The organism is Saccharibacillus sacchari DSM 19268, from assembly GCF_000585395.1.
GTDB lineage: Bacteria > Bacillota > Bacilli > Paenibacillales > Paenibacillaceae > Saccharibacillus > Saccharibacillus sacchari.
Genome location: NZ_KK073875.1, coordinates 3331235 through 3348951, shown reverse-complemented (window position 1 = coordinate 3348951; position 17717 = coordinate 3331235). Strand labels below are relative to the sequence as shown.

General features: G+C 53.1%; 13 protein-coding genes. 3 read left to right on the top strand and 10 right to left on the bottom strand.

The genetic code is table 11. From position 1 onward, the window contains the following. Nucleotides 1-493 precede the first annotated feature (493 nt). Both SACSAC_RS14175 and SACSAC_RS14170 read left to right on the top strand, forming a co-directional pair. On the top strand, nt 494-1030 hold the full coding sequence (locus SACSAC_RS14175; protein WP_037287496.1) for a DinB family protein: 537 nt from the start codon (nt 494-496) through the stop codon (nt 1028-1030). A gap of 45 nt (nt 1031-1075) precedes the next feature. Then, nucleotides 1076-1645 (top strand): YdeI/OmpD-associated family protein, encoded by a 570-nt coding sequence (locus SACSAC_RS14170; RefSeq protein WP_037287493.1) that lies wholly within the window; start codon nt 1076-1078, stop codon nt 1643-1645. Nucleotides 1646-1945: 300 nt separating this feature from the next. On the opposite strand, the gene SACSAC_RS14165 is transcribed toward SACSAC_RS14170, so the two are convergent. Further along, nucleotides 1946-2326 carry a response regulator gene (locus tag SACSAC_RS14165; RefSeq protein ID WP_037287489.1) on the bottom strand — a complete coding sequence of 127 codons (381 nt, stop codon included), beginning with the start codon at nt 2324-2326 and terminating at the stop codon, nt 1946-1948. Nucleotides 2327-2488: 162 nt separating this feature from the next. Between SACSAC_RS14165 and SACSAC_RS14160 the strand changes: the two genes are divergently transcribed. Beyond that, nucleotides 2489-3382, top strand: coding sequence for a helix-turn-helix domain-containing protein (locus SACSAC_RS14160; RefSeq protein WP_037287486.1), 894 nt, complete (start codon nt 2489-2491; stop codon nt 3380-3382). Between the two features lie 70 nt (nt 3383-3452). On the opposite strand, the gene SACSAC_RS14155 is transcribed toward SACSAC_RS14160, so the two are convergent. The 9 genes from SACSAC_RS14155 to SACSAC_RS14115 all read right to left on the bottom strand — a co-directional run bounded on the left by SACSAC_RS14155 (nt 3453) and on the right by SACSAC_RS14115 (nt 17527). Further along, nucleotides 3453-5153 (bottom strand): M3 family oligoendopeptidase, encoded by a 1701-nt coding sequence (locus SACSAC_RS14155; protein ID WP_037287484.1) that lies wholly within the window; start codon nt 5151-5153, stop codon nt 3453-3455. A gap of 152 nt (nt 5154-5305) precedes the next feature. Beyond that, a complete protein-coding gene (locus tag SACSAC_RS14150; protein ID WP_037287481.1) occupies nt 5306-7003 on the bottom strand; it encodes a M3 family oligoendopeptidase in 1698 nt (565 codons plus the stop codon). A 327-nt stretch (nt 7004-7330) separates the two neighbouring features. Next, a complete protein-coding gene (locus SACSAC_RS14145; protein ID WP_051507121.1) occupies nt 7331-8437 on the bottom strand; it encodes a glycoside hydrolase family 18 protein in 1107 nt (368 codons plus the stop codon). Nucleotides 8438-8476: 39 nt separating this feature from the next. Beyond that, nucleotides 8477-11281, bottom strand: coding sequence for a transglutaminase domain-containing protein (locus SACSAC_RS14140; protein WP_084778070.1), 2805 nt, complete (start codon nt 11279-11281; stop codon nt 8477-8479). Between the two features lie 7 nt (nt 11282-11288). Further along, nucleotides 11289-12353, bottom strand: coding sequence for a carbohydrate-binding family 9-like protein (locus SACSAC_RS14135; protein ID WP_037287478.1), 1065 nt, complete (start codon nt 12351-12353; stop codon nt 11289-11291). A 40-nt stretch (nt 12354-12393) separates the two neighbouring features. Continuing rightward, nucleotides 12394-13797 carry an alpha-L-fucosidase gene (locus SACSAC_RS14130; protein ID WP_037287475.1) on the bottom strand — a complete coding sequence of 468 codons (1404 nt, stop codon included), beginning with the start codon at nt 13795-13797 and terminating at the stop codon, nt 12394-12396. Nucleotides 13798-13951: 154 nt separating this feature from the next. Beyond that, nucleotides 13952-15559 carry a type 2 periplasmic-binding domain-containing protein gene (locus SACSAC_RS14125; RefSeq protein WP_037287472.1) on the bottom strand — a complete coding sequence of 536 codons (1608 nt, stop codon included), beginning with the start codon at nt 15557-15559 and terminating at the stop codon, nt 13952-13954. A 65-nt stretch (nt 15560-15624) separates the two neighbouring features. Further along, complete coding sequence (locus tag SACSAC_RS14120) at nt 15625-16530, bottom strand: carbohydrate ABC transporter permease (protein WP_037287469.1); 906 nt, start codon at nt 16528-16530, stop codon at nt 15625-15627. 34 nt (nt 16531-16564) lie between these two features. Then, nucleotides 16565-17527 carry an ABC transporter permease gene (locus SACSAC_RS14115; protein ID WP_037292839.1) on the bottom strand — a complete coding sequence of 321 codons (963 nt, stop codon included), beginning with the start codon at nt 17525-17527 and terminating at the stop codon, nt 16565-16567. Nucleotides 17528-17717 lie beyond the last annotated feature (190 nt).

Genomic DNA, 17717 nt, shown 5'->3' with positions numbered 1-17717 from the left:
GGTGCTCTCGAAAGTCACTTCGGCGGGGGAAGCGAGAAGACTGCGAGAGAAATTCGTTCAATTCGCTGTCTCACTTGGAAAAGTCGATTGAAATTTTGAGTTGAGGTTTTCCAAGTTCAAAGGCGTCTTGAACTGAATTTCTCTCTCCGTCTTCTCGCTTCCAGCTACGTTGGACGTTCTTGGCACGCTAAGACTGACGTTGCATTGTCAGTCTTTTTTTTAATTTTATTTATAAATGAAGCGAAAACGAAGGGGGAAATTCAGGTCAAAACGCCTTTGAACCTGGAAAAATTCCACAAAAACTTCAATCAAATTTCCGGGTGAAACAGCGTTTTGAACGAATTTCCCCCGCAGTTCCCAGCTTCCCCCCCCGAACAGGAATTGACTCTGAATTCTATCTGCAACTTGAAGGCTGACACGCTGTTGTCAGTCTTCTTTTCGTATGCTGTTGTTGAAGACGGGTTACACTACTTATTGAAAAGAGGTCATAATCATGAATCACAATCCTTCTGCACAAATGTTTACTTACGACGCTTGGGCGACTCAGACGCTGTTGAAACGAATTAATGAGCTGCCTTCTTCGGTGATGCAACAGGAGGCGAACACTTCTTTTCCGACGATTGCGCGGGGGTTCAGTCATATGTTCGCGGTGGAAACGATCTGGTATCACGTGCTGACGGGCATGGATATGCAGCAAGCCATGAATCAGTATATGGCGCTGGAACAAGAGATGTCCGGGTTTGGCGTAGAAGAGTTTGCTGCTGCTTTCGAATCGCTTGCGCACAAAGTTAACGTTTGGCTCCAGGCGGAGCCTGATCTGGAGCGCAGCATTTTGCTGGTCAATCCGTATACCGGAAGCCGCGAGACGCGACTGTCGGAGATCTTGCTGCATTTAGTGAATCACGGCACGTATCACCGGGGGAATATTTCGGCGATGCTGCGGCAGCTTGGACATGCTTCGACGATGACGGATTATGTGTTATTCTGGTATCAAAATCCGGTAGACGAAGCGCAGGTTTATTCGAAATAAGCAAGTCACGACCGAATCGGTTGAAGAAAAGGAGTGATCAGGGCTATGGAGATGCAGCCTTTGTTAACAGAGGTCAAAACGCGGGAGAACTTGAGGCAGTGGCTGGAGGAAAATCATGCTACTCAAAAATGCTGCTGGGTCGCCGTAAGCATGAAACCAAGTCCTGATACTCTGCTGTATCTGGATGTCGTTGAAGAATGCCTATGCTTCGGCTGGATAGACGGCGTAAAAAAGACCGCGGCGGGCATCGGCGTGATGCAACGCCTTTCGCCAAGAACTCGCGGCAGTTCATGGACAGAACTGAATAAACAGCGCGCCTTGCGTCTGGAACGCTTAGGTCTGATCCATGAGACCGGACGTCTATTTTTCCCACCGGGAGGCCTTGATTCTTTTGTCATCGACGAAGAAATCGACCGCAGACTACAGGCAGATTCGCAAACGCTTGAGAATTTCCTCGCCTTCCCCGAATTGTACCGACGCATCCGTCTCGACACGATCCAAAGCTGCCGCAAGCAGCCGGAATTGTTCGAAAGCAGACTGGAGAAGTTTATGCTAAATACGCGAGAAAACCGCATGTACGGACAATGGAACGATAACGGCAGATTATTAAATTAAAAAATGAGCCTTCTTTTTTATTAAAGAAGGTACCGAGAAAGCCTGACCGTAACTGGGAGCGAGAAGACGGAGAGAGAAATTCAGTGTAGGAACGATAGTGATCGCCTTTGAAATCGAGAAAATTCCGCTAAAAATTTAATCCCGTTCTCGATTTCAACACGCGACCTGAAGCATTTCGAAGAAATGCACTTCGGAAGCGTATGCTGGCAATTTCTCTCGCAGTCTTCTCGCTTCACGCTCCTACGTAACTCTCTCGACAGCCTCGAGATTTCTTTTTTTAAAGCTTAGAATCTATTAAAGCTAATGACAAACTGCACGTGTATAATGCACTCGATTTTTCAGCACATTACGCAGTTCCGATCCGTCGACGGGTTTCAATAAATAATCAATAATGCCAAGCTCGATCGCCTTTTTGATATCATAGAAATTTTTAGACGCCGAGATCACCAACCAGCAAGTCTCGGGAAAAGCACGCTTATGCGTTTCAACAAAAGAAAGACCGTTCATCTGACGCATATCGATCTCCGAAAAGACGATCGGCATACGATCCGATTGCATCAGCTTCAGCGCTTCTTTGGGCGAAGACGTCTCGAAAATCCTGCATCCCAGCTCAAGCTCGCAAATCGCCTGCTTGATCGTATTTTTAACCTCGGCATCATCGGCAATAATCAAGGTATTCATCTTCCCACCCCTATTTCCGCAGACTTGAGATTGTCTTTTGAATATTCCGAATTTTATTTCATATTCGATTATCGAAATTGTATAATAAAATTATTGATTTCGCGCTAAAAATAGTCTATTTCACTATCAATATTGTATTTTTTTCAAGAGAGGGACTTTTATATGGTCGAATCGCTTCAAATTTCTTCGGACCTATCCGAAAAGCTTTCTTATAATCTGCCCGGTTTTCCCGTATGCGTTTACGAGGGATCGGTGAGGGTTCGTGATTTGAACGCGTTTGCTTACCACTGGCATGCCGATCTGGAGTTTTTATTGATTGTTGAAGGCTCCATGAATTATATGGTCAATGACCAGTCCGTTCGCGTCGAGGAAGGAAATGCGATCTTCGTGAACAGCAAAAGGCTGCATCGCGGATTTTTTGCCGATAGCGGCAACTGTTCGCATGTCATCGTTACCGTGCATCCGACTTTATTGGGCGAGCACACTTCGGCAGGCAAAACTTTTTTGAATCAAAAATTCGGATTGAATGCGGACGACTTTTTGCATTTATCCGCGCAAATCGCTTGGCAGCAGGAGATTATTAACCTATTAATCGATATCAATGAACAAATGAAACGCAATTCCGGGAATTTGCTGCATCTGATCTCCCGTTGTTCTTATTTATGCGCCTGTATTGCTGACCATATTCAAGAAAAGTCGAGCGAGTCTATCGACAATCGTCATCTTGCCATCATTCACGACATGACGGACTATATTCATCGGCATTACGAATTCAAGCTCAGCACCGACGACATCGCGGCAGCCGGGTCGGTGTGCCGCAGCCGCTGCTGCGAGCTGTTCAAGAAGCATCTTCGCCTCACGCCGAACAATTATCTCGTTCAATACCGCATCCAAAAAAGCTGCGACCTGCTCAAAGAAACGAATCGCCCCGTATCCGAAGTAGCCATTGCGTGCGGCTTTCAATCCGCGAGCTACTTTGCTTATGTTTTCCACAAACATACGGGACATACGCCGCAGGATTTTCGCAAGCAAGCAACGTCAGTGCCTCTGTCATAATCGATCATGCAGAAAAAGGATGAGACCGAAACATTCGGCTTCATCCTTTTCCTTGTTAGCTTTTGAATCTCTACAGCGCGCGATCGTCGACTCCGTTCAACCACTCTTCGATCTGTCCGATCACGGACGATACGCAGCCGTCCTCGAACGGCGAGATCAAGCCCGCTTCGCGAACCAGGTTCGTGAACGACAAGCTGCCGCCGAGACCGCAGAGATGCACGTAATCCGCCCAAGCCGCTTCGCGGTCTTCCCTCGAACGTTTCCAGAACTGGAACGCGCAGATTTGCGCCAGCGTGTAATCGATGTAATAAAACGGCGCGGTGAAAATATGGCTTTGCCTATGCCAGAAGCCGCCCCGCTCCAAATAATCGCTGCCTTCGTAATTCAGATGCGGCAGGTATTTGTTCTCGATATCCCGCCACGCCTTTTTGCGCTCTTCCGGCGTCGCGTCGGGGTTGCCGTACACGAAATGCTGGAATTCGTCGACCGAAACGCCGTACGGAATGAATTGAAGCGCGCTTGCAAGATGATTGAACAGGTACTTGTCGGTATCTTCTTCGAAGAACTTCTCCATCCACGGCCAAGCGAAAAACTCCATGCTCATGGAATGGATCTCGGCGGACTCCATGGTCGGGAAGCAATACGCTTTATTTTCGAACTCCCGGCTGCGGTAGTCCTGGAAGCCGTGTCCCGCCTCGTGCGTCAGCACGTCGATATCCGCCGAGGTTCCGTTGAAGTTGGAAAAAATGAACGGCGCTTTATAATCGAACAGCATCGTGCAGTAACCGCCGCCCGCTTTGCCTTTTTTGCTCACCAGATCCATCAGGTCGTTTTGCAGCATGAATTGGAAAAACTCGTCCGTCTCCGGCGACATCTCCCGATACATCTGTTCGCCGTTTTGCACGATCCAATCCGCGTCGCCTTTCGGGGTGGCATTTCCGCTTTCGAAGCTGAACGCGTTATCGTAATAACGCAGCGTGTCGACGCCGATTCGTTGCTGCTGACGATTGCGCAAGGAAGTTGCCGCGGGCACGATCTCGTCCAATACTTGTTTACGGAAATTGGCTACCATCCCGGCATCGTAATCCGTTCGCTTCATCCGGTCATAGCCCATTTCCACATAACTCGGATACCCCAACTTGCGGGCCATTCCCGTGCGGACTTTGACCAGCTCGTCGTAGATTCCGTCGAATTCGGCTTCGTGTTCCTCCATGAACGCATAACGCGCTTCAGAAGCTTTTTTCCGCATCGCGCGGTCGGTCGACAATTCGAACGGCATCAGCTGCATCAATGTGCGCTCTTCGCCTTCGAACGGAATTTTCGCCGACGCGATCAACATTTGATATTTCGTCGACAGCTCGTTTTCACGCTGAAGTTCTTCGATGATTGCCGGATCGAACGTACGGCTCGAAGCATCGGCCAGGGCAAAAAGCTGCGTCCCCCACAATTTTTCAAGCTGAGGCCGGAATTTCGAAGCAATCAACGCCCGATGATAAGCCGCTTCCATCTGCTGCACGATCGGGATGTTGCGGTCCATGAACGCTTTCTCTTCTTGATAAAAAGCGTCGGTCGTATCAATCGAATGCCGAATATTGACCAACATGACCTGCGTCGCGATTGCCGAATACAGCTCGTTGTATTCGCGATTGGCAACGATCTGCTCCTCGACGTTCTCGGCAGATTCGAAAGCGGTTATCGCGGCTTGGAAGTCCCGACCGACAGCCTCGATATCGGGACGAACATACGGAAAATCGTGAAACGACTGCTTCATTTTTTCGCACTCCTCTTCTGTTCATTTGACGCGGATAAGCTTATGTAAAAAACTGCCGTCCACACTCGGTGAACAGCAGTTTTGTCGGTTAAGGCGGATTTCTCGAACAGGCTCATACTCGCGTTTCTTTGACGTGATCGGTCGAATTCTTTTTACAGCGCTTTGTCGTCCACGCTGTTCAGCCATTCTTCGATCGTCCCGATCACGGAGGATACGCAGCCGTCTTCGAACGGGGAAATCAGGCCGGCTTCCTTGACAAGTCCGGTGAAGGATTGCGTGCCGCCCAGACCGCACAGGTGAATATAATCTTTCCATGCCGCTTCGAAGTCTTCTCTCGAACGCTTCCAGAATTGGAACGCGCAGAGCTGAGCCAGCGTGTAATCGATATAATAGAACGGCGCGCCGTAAATATGGCCTTGCTTTTGCCAGAAACCGCCGCGCTCCAGGTAATCGTTGCCTTCGTAGTTCAGGTGCGGCAGGTATTTCTTCTCGATCTCTCTCCAAGCCGTTTTACGCTCGTCCGGCGTCGCGTCCGGGTTGGCGTACACGAAATGCTGGAATTCGTCGACCGAGACGCCGTAAGGAATAAACAGCAGGCTCGAAGCCAAATGGTCGAAGCGGTACTTATCGGTATCTTCCTTGAAGAATTTCTCCATCCACGGCCAAGTGAAGAACTCCATGCTCATGGAATGGATCTCGGCGGATTCATACGTCGGCCACAAGTATTCCGGCACTTCGTGACCGCGGCTGGAATACACTTGGAACGCGTGTCCCGCTTCGTGCGTCAACACGTCGATATCGCCGGAAGTGCCGTTGAAGTTCGAGAAAATGAACGGCGCTTTGTAATCCGGCAGGTACGTGCAGTAACCGCCGCCCGCTTTGCCTTTTTTGCTCACCAAATCCATCAAGTCGTTTTTCAGCATGAATTGGAAAAACTCGTCCGTTTCCGGCGCCAGCTCTTTGTACATGTCTTCGCCGTTTTTGACGATCCAGTCCGGGTCGCCTTTCGGCGTGGCGTTGCCGCTCTTGAAGCTGAAGCCGTTATCGTAATAACGCAGCGTGTCGACGCCGATCCGTGCTTCTTGACGCTTGCGCAAACGAGTCGCTACAGGCACGATCTCTTCTTGCACTTGCTTGCGGAAGTTCGCGACCATCTCGGCGTTGTAGTCGGTGCGCATCATGCGGTCGTAACCCATCTCGACGAAGCTTGGGTAGCCGAGTTTTTTCGCGATTTTGGTACGGACTTTGACCAGCTCGTCGTAGATGCGGTCCAGTTCCGATTCTTTTTCGTTCAGGAAACCGAAGCGGGCTTCCGACGCGCGTTTGCGCATATCGCGATCCGTCGACAATTCGAACGGCAGCAGCTGCGGCAGCGTGCGCTCTTCGCCTTCGAACGGAATTTTCGCCGATGCGATCAGCTGATCGTATTCGGTGGACAGTTTGTTTTCGAGCTGAAGATCTTCGATGATCTCCGGGCTGAACGTGCGGATCGCGCTTTCGGCCAACGCGAACAGCTGCGTGCCCCATTTGCTTTCCAACTCGCCGCGGAATTTCGAGGTCGTCAGCGCGCGGTAGTAATCGGATATGTACTCCTGCACGACCGGGCCGACTTCGTCCATGAAATCCTGCTCGTTTTTGTAAAACTCGTCGGTAGTGTCGATCGAATGGCGAATGCTGACGAGCTGGTGCTGCGTGTCAAAGCTGTTGCGCAGCGCATTAATCTCGTGCATGACAGACTCTTGCTCCCCAACGCTCCCTGCGGCTTCGAACTTGGCGATCAATTCCTTAAAATTAATCTTCAACTGGTCAATATTTGGGCGTACGTAGTCAAACTGTTGAAAGGTCGTCAATGCATTTCCTCCTCTGATGTACGAACTATTTTTCCAGTATAACGAGTTTAAGAAATAATCACCAGATCAAATGTAAAAAGTTTTTCGTTTTGCGGCAGGTTAGTTAACATAATGAAAGTTTATGCGCAAATCGGGATAATTATCGTTTGCGGCAGACGCAGATCATCCAATAAGCGTCCGCTTCCGCGTTTTACGCATGCCGACAACCCGGCTTTCGGAAGCCGGGTTGTCTGACATTGTATTCGATTGTAGCGATAGAAAAGAAACTTGTCCATAATCGCCGATATTCCGATCCTTTTTACTCAAAAGTTTTACGTTGCACTCTCATCAAGATACGGACGGGGCCGCTTTTTCCCCGCTGGCTAATCCTGCACGGATAGCTTCCAGCAGCAATCCTGTACGATCGCAGCGATATTCCCAGAACATCACGCCGCCCAAACCTTCTTGAATAACGTAACGGCATTTCCAATGAATCGACTCTTTGTCGTCATAGGTAATAAAGGTACCGGCGTCTTGCGTTCCTCCGTCGTAAAGATAAGGCGCTTTGGCTTCATCGTCCCAATATCGGCGAAAACCGTTCCGGTCGATATAATCGTCGTGCAGCTCCGTGAATTCCGGACCGTAACCGCCGCTTGTCGCCGCCATCTGATGCAGACCGTTATTCACGTTCGGCACGCCTTTCCACATCCGGGAATAAAAAGCCGCGCCGATCACGATCTTCGATCTCGGTACGCCAGCATGCACAAACAAGTTGACCGATGCTTCGACGCTGATGCGGAACAAATCGCCAGTCGGCGTATGCAGATTGGTATGATGTCCGGTCAGCACCTGGAAACCTCCGCGCATATCGTAGGTCATCAACTGAACGTAATCGAGGTATTGCTGCGCTTCGTCCATATGCGTGCCGTCGATATAATACTGATCCGCCCCCGCCGCGATCGTCAGCAAATAATGCCGGTCGTCAACGGCGCCGCGCGCGTCGAACGCTTCACGGATACTTCGCAGCAAATGCGTGAAGTTTTCGCGATCGGCCGGGTCGGCTCCGATTCCGGCTTCGCCGTAGCACGGATATTCCCAGTCGAGATCGATCCCGTCCAAGTCATAGGCATCGATCGCAGCCAGCGAGGATTCAGCCATGCGGCGGCGTCCGGCTTCGGTGGAGGCTGCTTCAGAGAATCCGCCCGCGCTCCAACCGCCGACCGACAACAGGATCAGGATACTCGGATGTTCTTTTCTGAGGCGGGCGATTTCGGTCATATTATTCAAATGGTCGGTCACGATCGCGTCGTTGCCCACATGACCGAAAGCGATATTGATATGGGTCAGCTTGAGCAGGTCTTCCGTGTCGAGATCCGGGAGATCGTTATGGCCGACGTAACCGACCGTACGAACAACATTTGAATTTGGGTCTTGCGCAGATAGGGAGCCGGTCATGTCATTTCCTCTTTTCCATGAAGTAGTAAGGATTGCCTGCTAATCGCGAACCGTAAGCAAAACGCTCAACGCTTCGCGGCAGCTGCCGGGCTTATAGCCGGATTCGGCGTAGCGGATATGCCGCTGCGCGTCTAACACAAAAAGATGCGGATATTCCTTGCCCGGAGGCGGACAAACAGTACTCATTGTCTCCAAGCCTGCGCCGGACGCATCATAAGCAAAGATTGCTCCTGTCGGCAGCGGCTTGGGAATAAACGGCATAATCTCGTCCATATCGACCGCTTGATCGCTGACGATGAACACCAACGGCACGTTTGCCGCTTCCAGCTCCGCTTTCATTTCGCCAGCCTCGCGCAGCAGGTGACGGGTCGGCTCCAAGCGGTAATCGATCCAAGCCACCAGTGCGCCATCGCTGCCGACAAGATCGGACAGCGCAGACGCGGTCCCGTCCCGAAGAGTCAAGCGAGAAATGTCGGGGGCGATTCCGAGCACCGGAACGACTTCTTCAGGCTGCCGGAAGATTGGAGCAAGCGTCGTTTCGCGTTCAGGCCCGATCACGAAATCGAACATCCGTCCAAGCACGCGGCCATTTTGCAAACGAATGCCTGTCGTCATCCGGTATTCGCCCGCTTCCAGCTCAAACGGCTGCGCATGCACGTCTTTTTTACGAAACGGATAATTCAAGGTCGCATACAATCCGTTCTCCAGACGGGCCAGGGTGAAGTTTTCCCGATAAGAAGCTTCGACTGCGACGGCCGTATCCGAATTTTCGATATTCGGCAGCAGACGTAACGTGCCGAGCATCGAGACTGACTCCTTGTTCGAAGGGTTGCCTGTCGCAGTCTTCAATGCTTCAGCTTCCGGCTCGCCCGCTTTCATGTCGCTGTTGAAAGCTGAGACCGGACGCTCGAGGTCGATCCATGCCCCGTCTGCCATTGCCTGCGGCCGCTGCGTTGCGGGATGCAGCCGGGACGGGATGCCGATGCTGCGGCAAAGCGCCACCAGCAAAATTTCGACCGACTCCCGATCTCCCGCTCTCAATGCAAAAGTCCCGAACGGCGACGCTTTGCCGGGTACGGGCGTCAGATCGTCGCGCACGCTCCACGCGTCCGCGATCCGCCGGGCCAACAATTGCGGATCGGCCCGAAATTGCTCCTGCTCCGCGATCGCAAAAGCGGCTCGCAGCTTCTTACGGTACGGAGCCAGGCGTTCCCACCGCACGCGCGGGCAGAACACTTCCGCAACGAAAAGTTCGCCGCGATAATTTTGTTCGCAATCGCGCAAAGCTTGCAGACCGCCAAGCAGATGGTCCTCTAATGTTTGTTGCCCTATATCGATCATGTCTTTGGCAGTCAGGCTTTCCAGCAATCGCAGCGGCCATTCGCCGTGCTCGGGCACATATTTGTCCAGAAAAGCCGCAATTTCGCCGTGATTTCCCCGCGCGTCGCCCAACACTTTAAGCAAACGGTCCGGTTCCAGTCCCCATCGCCCTGCCATTGTCCCGGCTTGCTCTTCGCCGATAAAAGTGGATTCGTAAGCATTGCGTATCTGCTCGCCTTCAGCCGTGCGCCGGCGGTGGATCTCTAACGCTTGTTCGCTCAGCGTTTCGCGATCTGCCGGAGGAGGAATCTCTTTCGGCGGCGTCAGATCGAAATCGATTATGCCTTCCGGTTGTCCGTTTCGATTCAGTGTCAGCGCGATCTGCTGTTCTGCAGACTTCTCCTCGCTGCCTTTGATCCAAGCTTCCGCCCAAGTGCCTTTCGACGCCGCGCGCACGACCAGATCGCCGTATCCGGTCAGAAATGCGGCTTCGCCGTTATCATCCGTTCGCACCGAAGCGATCGGGTGCAGCTCCGCATAGTTGTAAATCTGAAACTGCACTTCGGCTTCGGCGGCAGGCCGACCGTCAGCATCCGATACCTGCACAAGCAGCTTCCGCACCGGCGCATAATTTGCCAGCAGATTGATTTCGGTGTGCGACCCGTCCGTATAGGTGACCGGCTCGGGTCCGTCGTATCCGGCCGGAACCCGGGTATGGACCAGCATCGCCCGGCGGGCCGGGGCGTCGAACCAGCCTTTGTCGAGCTGGGCTTCCGGTTCGCAAGCCCCGATAAAATGCCACTTGCCGTCCGCCCACGCTTCTACCCAGGCATGGTTGTCATCGACATGCGCCCAGCGCGGCGTGTAGCACTGACGCGCGGGTATGCCTATACTGCGCAGCGCAGCGGTCGTAAGCGTTGATTCTTCGCCGCAGCGTCCTTTGGCGCTGACGATCATGCCGAGCGGCGAAATGGTTCGCGCATCGCTGCCGGTATACGTCGCTTTTTCATAACACCAATAATTGGTCTCCAGTATGGCTTCGCTCATCGACAACGAACAAACGCGCTCGGTCAACTGATCTGCGATAATGCCGCGATAATCTTCGATCCGTTCGTTGTTGATGCGCGGCGGCAGCACGTAATGCAAAAACAATTCGTCCGGCACGTCGGCTCCCCAAGGCATCGCATTACGCATATGCAGGGCGTGCCGAACATGGCTCAAAAATAACTGCCCGTCATAATCGGCCAGATCGTTGATCGGCATATGCGCGTACAGGAAAATCAACGCCAGACGTTCTTCGTCGTCCGCAACCTGTTCCAATACGCCGAACAGTTCATCATCTCGCGCCGCCGCCAATTCCCTCCGCTGCTCGAACGCTTCGTTGATCGCGTCAAGCCGTTCGGGAGTCAGCGAAAAAATACCGTTTGTCGCGCCGGCATTGTCCCGCGCGTTCGATTGCTCCCAGTCCGAATCTTTCACGCTTGAGCTTCGTCCGATCTCCGGCTTGCTTTCGCCCGTTTTCATCGCCGATTCACTCCTTCCATAGTTTTCCGTCTTCGCGTATCCAGTATGCTCCGCTTCCGTTCGCCGACGCGGCCCGGATCCGGAACGAATTCGTGGTTGTCTCGATCAACGGCGCTTGAGCCGAATCTCCCCATGCCGCAAGTTCGCCGCCTTCGTCGCCGTCTTCCAACAGCGGAGCCAGCTCGGCCGCGAATTTCCCGAAGCGTTCATAGTGATTCCGTTGGCGGTAATAGAGACGACGCAACTTCCACTTCACGCGCTCGTCGGCCGGAAGTTCGAACGGCGGCTCGGCGCCGCCGGACATCTCTTCTCCCGCAAACTGCACGAATCCCCACATTTCCGGATAGTGCATATTGATCACGCCTTGCGGCGACCAGACCCAATTGTCTTCGGGAAACGGACGCCCAGTCTCGGGATTGATCTTTTTCCGATAAGCGCCTTGCTCCTTTTCGACCTGCCATTGGACCCGCGAAAAGTTCACCCGCCAAGATTGTCCGGCTTGCGGCGGTTGTTGCCCTTCCGCGCATTCGCGCAAAATGTTCCACGGCATCGCGACTTCTACGCTCCAGCTCCGATTGTCCGCGTCCGGATCGTTCAGTTTGCCGTCGATATGTACCGCCGTCCGTAAACCACGGATATCCCAGCCGTTTACAGACGGGCCCCCGTCGCGATAAGGCGTGACCAGCATCAGATCCCATACCGTATTCAACGCGTTGATCTCGAACTCGTAATATTGATGCGTGTCGCCGTCGGGATCGATAAAAATCTCGAAGTCGTTGTCGTAAAAAATGACCGATTCCCGTTCCGTCAACGTTGCCCAAATCTCGTCTTCTTCCAATTCCGCGCCGAAATAAAAATATTCGTCGTCCCACAGCATTTTGACTCGCGTCCGTTTCCAGGGCTTCGGCTTCAGATCGCCTTCAATATCGACGAAGTCTTCCGTCCACGGCGCGTCGTCCCAGAACGTTTTGTCCAGGCGGCCGTCCAGTTCAAGCTTGCCCGGCGCACGTTTGCAGAGATACGACAACGGCGCAAAAGGAATCGCCGGTTCCGGCATTCCGCTTAAGTTCATGTGTATGCCTCCTGTTCAACTGTCTGCTCAAGCTTGCTTGCTATTCCAAACGAATGGCCAACGCGATCGGCGTGCCGTCTGTACCCATCGATTCCGGCAGCGTCACGATTACGCCCGCGTCCGTGCCGCGCATCGGCAGTTCGCCGTCCGTTCCGACCAACGAAGCCCGCTTGAACTCGCCGATTACCGGAATAGCAAGTTCGGTTTCTACGGCTTCATGTTCCCCGTACAACCGGATCGCGTACACAATGTCGCCTTTGCGCGTAAATTGAATGGTTTTATCCTCGGACACGTAAGGCTCGCAGATTCGCGTCCCGTAGATGGCTTCGCCGTTCACCTTCAGCCAGGCTCCCAATCCTTTCATGCCTTGGATCGCCGCCTGCGGCAAACGCCCGTCCGGCTGAGGCCCGACGTTAAGCGCGAGATTGCCGCCTTTTGCCACGATCTCGACCAGCAGATGCACCAGTTCGCGCACGCTTTTGTAGCGATCTTCATAATTGAACGAAAACGAAGTGCCCATCGTGATGCAGCTTTCCCACGGCACGTTTAGCGGACGCTCCGGCAGCGTTTGCTCCGGCGTGATGATATTTTCGTAGGCTCCACCTACGGTACGGTCGGCCGACAACAGCCACGGTTGATGCTCGCGGCGGATATTATCGACCAGCTCGCCGAGCCGGATATCCTGACCGCTGCGCTCGTTGACCCAGCCCGCGTCCAGCCACAGCATGTCGATCCGTCCGTAACGCGTCATCAGCTCGGTAATCTGCTCATGCGTGAATTGAACGAACTTTTCCCACAGCCACGGGTACTCTTTCGGATCGTAAGACGGGCCGCGCCACATTTTTTCGCCGCGCTCCATGCCGGGGGCCCAGTAGTCTTTCGTATGCCAATCCGCTTTGGAGAAATAAGTCGAGATCGCAAGCCCTCTGGAGCGGAACGCATCGAACAGATTCCGGCAGATATCCGCGTATTTGTGCCGATGGAACGGCGTCTCCGGCCCGGTGATGCGGTAATCCGTCGTATGCGTATCCCACATGCAGAACCCGTCGTGATGCTTGGTCGTAAACGTCAAATATTTGAACCCGCCTTCCGCGGCCAGATCGGCCCACAGTTCCGGCTGGAACCGAATCGGGTTAAACGTTTTGTCGAGATCGAAATATTCGCGCTTCAACTCTTCGCCTTCCACGCCCCAGTCGATACAGTCTCTCGCCCAATCCGCGTCTCCGTCGCTCAGCGCCCACGATTCCACTACGCCGAGCTGCGAATACGGTCCCCAGTGCATCATCAGCCCCAGCTTCTGGTCTTTGAACCATTCCAGCCGCTCTAAAATCAAAGGATCTTCCGGCTTGACCCATTCGTCTTCGCTGCTGTAATTGTGCACGCCTTCGTGAACGACCGTTTCTTCGTTTTCCGATGTTGCTTCCGTCACTTTGATATCCGTCATTTCGGGATTAGCCTCCTTGATAAAACGAGAAGCGAAAAACGAAAACGGGCTCTCCCGCTTCATCTTTCGCTTCTTCGATTCACTTCTTAGACGAAGCGCCGTTTTTTCATTTCAAACGACGCCTGCCGCATGTTTTTTATCCATTACGGACGGTTTACTGCGCGTTTTCGCTGTTCCACTGATCGTAGGCTTCTTGATAGATTTCCACGATGCGGTCGCTGCCCATTTTTTTCAGCTGCGCCACATAGGCATCCCAGTTGCTCAGCGGTTCTTGCCCGGTAACGAATTTCGCTTCCATTTGTTCCACGTACGTGTTCAGATCGGACAGCAGCGCGGACACTTCCGTTTGCGCGTCGTTGGTCAGATACACGTTCGGGAACGGGATTTTGGCGATCGGCACGAGTTTTTCTTCGTTTTGCTGCACGACCCAGTCTTCCACTTCGCTGCGCAGGCCGTTGGTCAGATCCGGGATATTGACGCCCGGCGTCACGATGCCGTAGTTCGGCGTCAGCGTCGCGCGGAATTCCTCGCGGTCGCCGCCGTTCGGCACTTCGAGATACTTTTTCTCGTGCGTGGCTTCGTCTACGTAATCCCACATCATGCCTTTCGGTCCTTGCGTCCACAGCGTCGCGCCGTCATATCCGTATTGATAATCGATCCAGCGCATGCTGGCTTCCGGACTCGGATTCGTGACCGAGATCGCGAACGTGCCGTTGGAAGACATGCCCGGATGTTTGCCGTAAACCGGCGTATCCGCGATTTCGCTGCTCACCGGCGTCATCATCGGATCTTGCATGGTTTCTTCAGTTCCGCCGAGCGTGAAGTACGGATAGAAGTCGCTGAACAGCGCCAGTTGGTTTTTCGCGCCTTTGGCTTTTTTCTGCTCATCGGTTTGCGAGAACGTCTCGTGATCCAGCAGGTCTTCGTTCCACAGCTTGTTCAGGAAAGTCAGATAGCCTTTGTAGCCTTCTTCCTGCGGCGTGTAGTGGACTTTGCCGTCTTTGTCCGCGTAATACACTTCGTTATAGATTCCCCAGAAGCCGAGGAAGAACATGCGCAGATCGTCCAGCTTGACCGAAGTCAACGGGATTTCGTCAGCCTGGCCGTTGCCGTTCGGATCTTCGGTTTTGACGCGTTTCAGATAGTCGTACAGCTCGTCCGTCGTTTTCGGCTCTTCCACGCCCAGCGTTTCCAGGAATTCGCCGTTGTACCACATCGGGCCGCGGTACCAGACCGCTGTCGTGTCGATAAACGGCAGCGCGTAGATATGACCGTCCGTCGTCGTGATCGATTTGCGCACGTTCGGGTTTTCGTCGAGGATTTTTTTCAGGTTGGGCGCGTAATTGTCGATCAAGTCTTCGAGCGGTACGAGTTGCCCCTGCGTGCCGTAGCTAACCTGCTCGGCCGGCGTGATATCCGCAGCGTAGAGGATGTCCGGCAGTTCGCCGCTCGCGAAGACCAGATTCTTCTTCGTCGGGAAACTGTCGATCGGCGCGGTCTGGAACTCGATCTTGATATTGGACAGCTTCTCCATCTCTTCGATGACCGGCATGGTGTCCCACGGCGCCATATCGGCGCTCGGCGCGAACACGCTCAGCGTAATCGGTTGTTCGACGATCGGGAATCCGTCTTTGCTCACCGTACCGCCTGTTTCCGCTGCCGACTCCGTCGGCGACCCTCCGGATTGACAGGCCGAAGCCAACACCGAGAACAACAACAAGCCGGATAATGCGACTGCTCCTTTTTTACGTCCCTTTTTCATACCTAAATCCTCCCCTTTTTTCTGATGGATATGCAGGTAGTACGACAATGTAATGCTATGCAAAATCAGCCCTTGACGGAGCCGATCATGACACCTTGCACGAAGTAACGCTGAAGGAACGGATACACCGCGATGATCGGCAGCGTTGCGACGATGATAACGGCATATTTGACGAGCGCGGCAACTTCGGCTTTGTTATTGAGCGAAGTCGCCATGGTGGCGTCGATGGTTCCGGCCTGCGCCGACATCTGCTGCAGGACCAAAATCTGCCGAAGCACCAGTTGAAGCGGATATTTTTCCTGTTGGTTCAGGTAGATCATGGCGGAGAAGTAGTTGTTCCAATGCCCGACGCCGAAAAAGAGAGCCATAACGGCGATCAGCGCGGTAGACAGCGGAAGAATGATACGGAAGTACAGGCGGAAATTGCTGCACCCGTCGATCTCTGCCGCTTCCTGCAATTCTCTCGGAATCGACGATTGGAAAAAGGTTCGGCACACGATCAGGTTCCACACCGAGGTCGCCCCCGGTAGGATCAACGCCCACATGCTGTCGACGAGTCCGAGACTGCGAACGACCAGATACGTAGGAACCAACCCGCCGCCGAAGAACATGGTTACGATAAACAAAATCATGAACAGGTTGCGTCCGACGAAATCGCGGCGGCTCAGTGCGTAAGCCGCGGGCAGCGTGACGACCAGATTAACCAGCGTTCCGACGACGGTATAGATGACGGTATTCAGATAACCGTTCCAGATGCTGGAATCCTGAAACACGCGGCGATATCCTTCAAACGTAATATCTTTCGGCAGCAGCCACATTTCCCCGGCGGCCACGATGGTCGGATTGCTGATCGAAGCGCTCAAGATATAGATCAGCGGATAAGCGACGATCACGAGCGCCACCGTCAAGATCAGATACACGAAAGCGAGAAAGACTTTGTCCTGCTTGGTTTCTTTAATCGAACTGATCATCCTTCATCCCTCCCTGAATTCATCTTTTTCACGCTTACCACAGACTGTTCTCGCTCGTGCGCCGCACCACCTGATTGACGACGATCAGCAAGATCGCGTTCACGATCGAGTTGAACAAGCCGACCGCGGTCGAGTAACTGTACTGCGCTTCGAGCAAGCCGGTTCGGTAAACGGAAGTGGCGATGACGTCGGAAGCTTCCATATTAAGCGGGTTTTGCAGCAACAGGATTTTCTCGTAACCGACGCCGAGCAATCCGCCCATGTTCAGAATCAGCAGAATCGTAATCGTCGGAATAATGACCGGGAAGTTGATATGCCGAATCCGCTGAAGCCTCGATGCTCCGTCGAGGATGGCCGCTTCGTGCAATCCCGGATCGACGGCGGTCAGGGCGGCCAAATAAATAATCGTTCCCCATCCGGTAGCCTGCCAGACATCCGATAGCACGTAGACCGTCTTGAACCAGCGCGGATCGGTCAGGAAGCTCGGCGGCGTGACTCCGATCGCTTCGAGCAGATTGACGATCATGCCGGTCGACGGCGTCAGGAAGGTGATGATCATGCCCGCCATAACGACCATCGAGATAAAGTGCGGCGCGTATGTAACGGTCTGGACCGTCTTTTTAAAAGGACCCGTGCGGATTTCGTTGAAAGCTAGCGCGAGCAGAATCGGCAGCGGGAATCCGACCAGCAATCCGTACAAGCTGATACTGAGCGTATTCCACATCAGATCCCAGAAATAATACGATTCGAAAAACCGGGTGAAATGATCGAAGCCGACCCACTTGCTCTCTGCCATGCCCAGCGCGGGGATGTAATTTTTGAACGCGATCTGAATACCGTACATCGGTACATAGTTGAAAATAATGACGGTCAGCAGCGCGGGAGCCATAAAGATGTACAACTGCCAGTTGCGTACGATTTTCTTGAATAACTTTTTGCTTTTTCGTTTGGCCGGTACGTCTTGTGGATCAAGCACCGCTTTTGCGCCCTCGTGCATCATCGTCTTCACTCCCTTGTTAGTTAAATGGCCGGTCAGGCAAGAATAAGATATAGAAGAGTCACATTACCTGACAAGCTTTTTTGTGATGGCTTTTCCTTTCCGATGCACCCATTCAATGATATTGTCACATTTCCGGATTGAATATGGCGTGCGTCTATTTTTTTGTAAGCATTTCCATTGCCTTCAT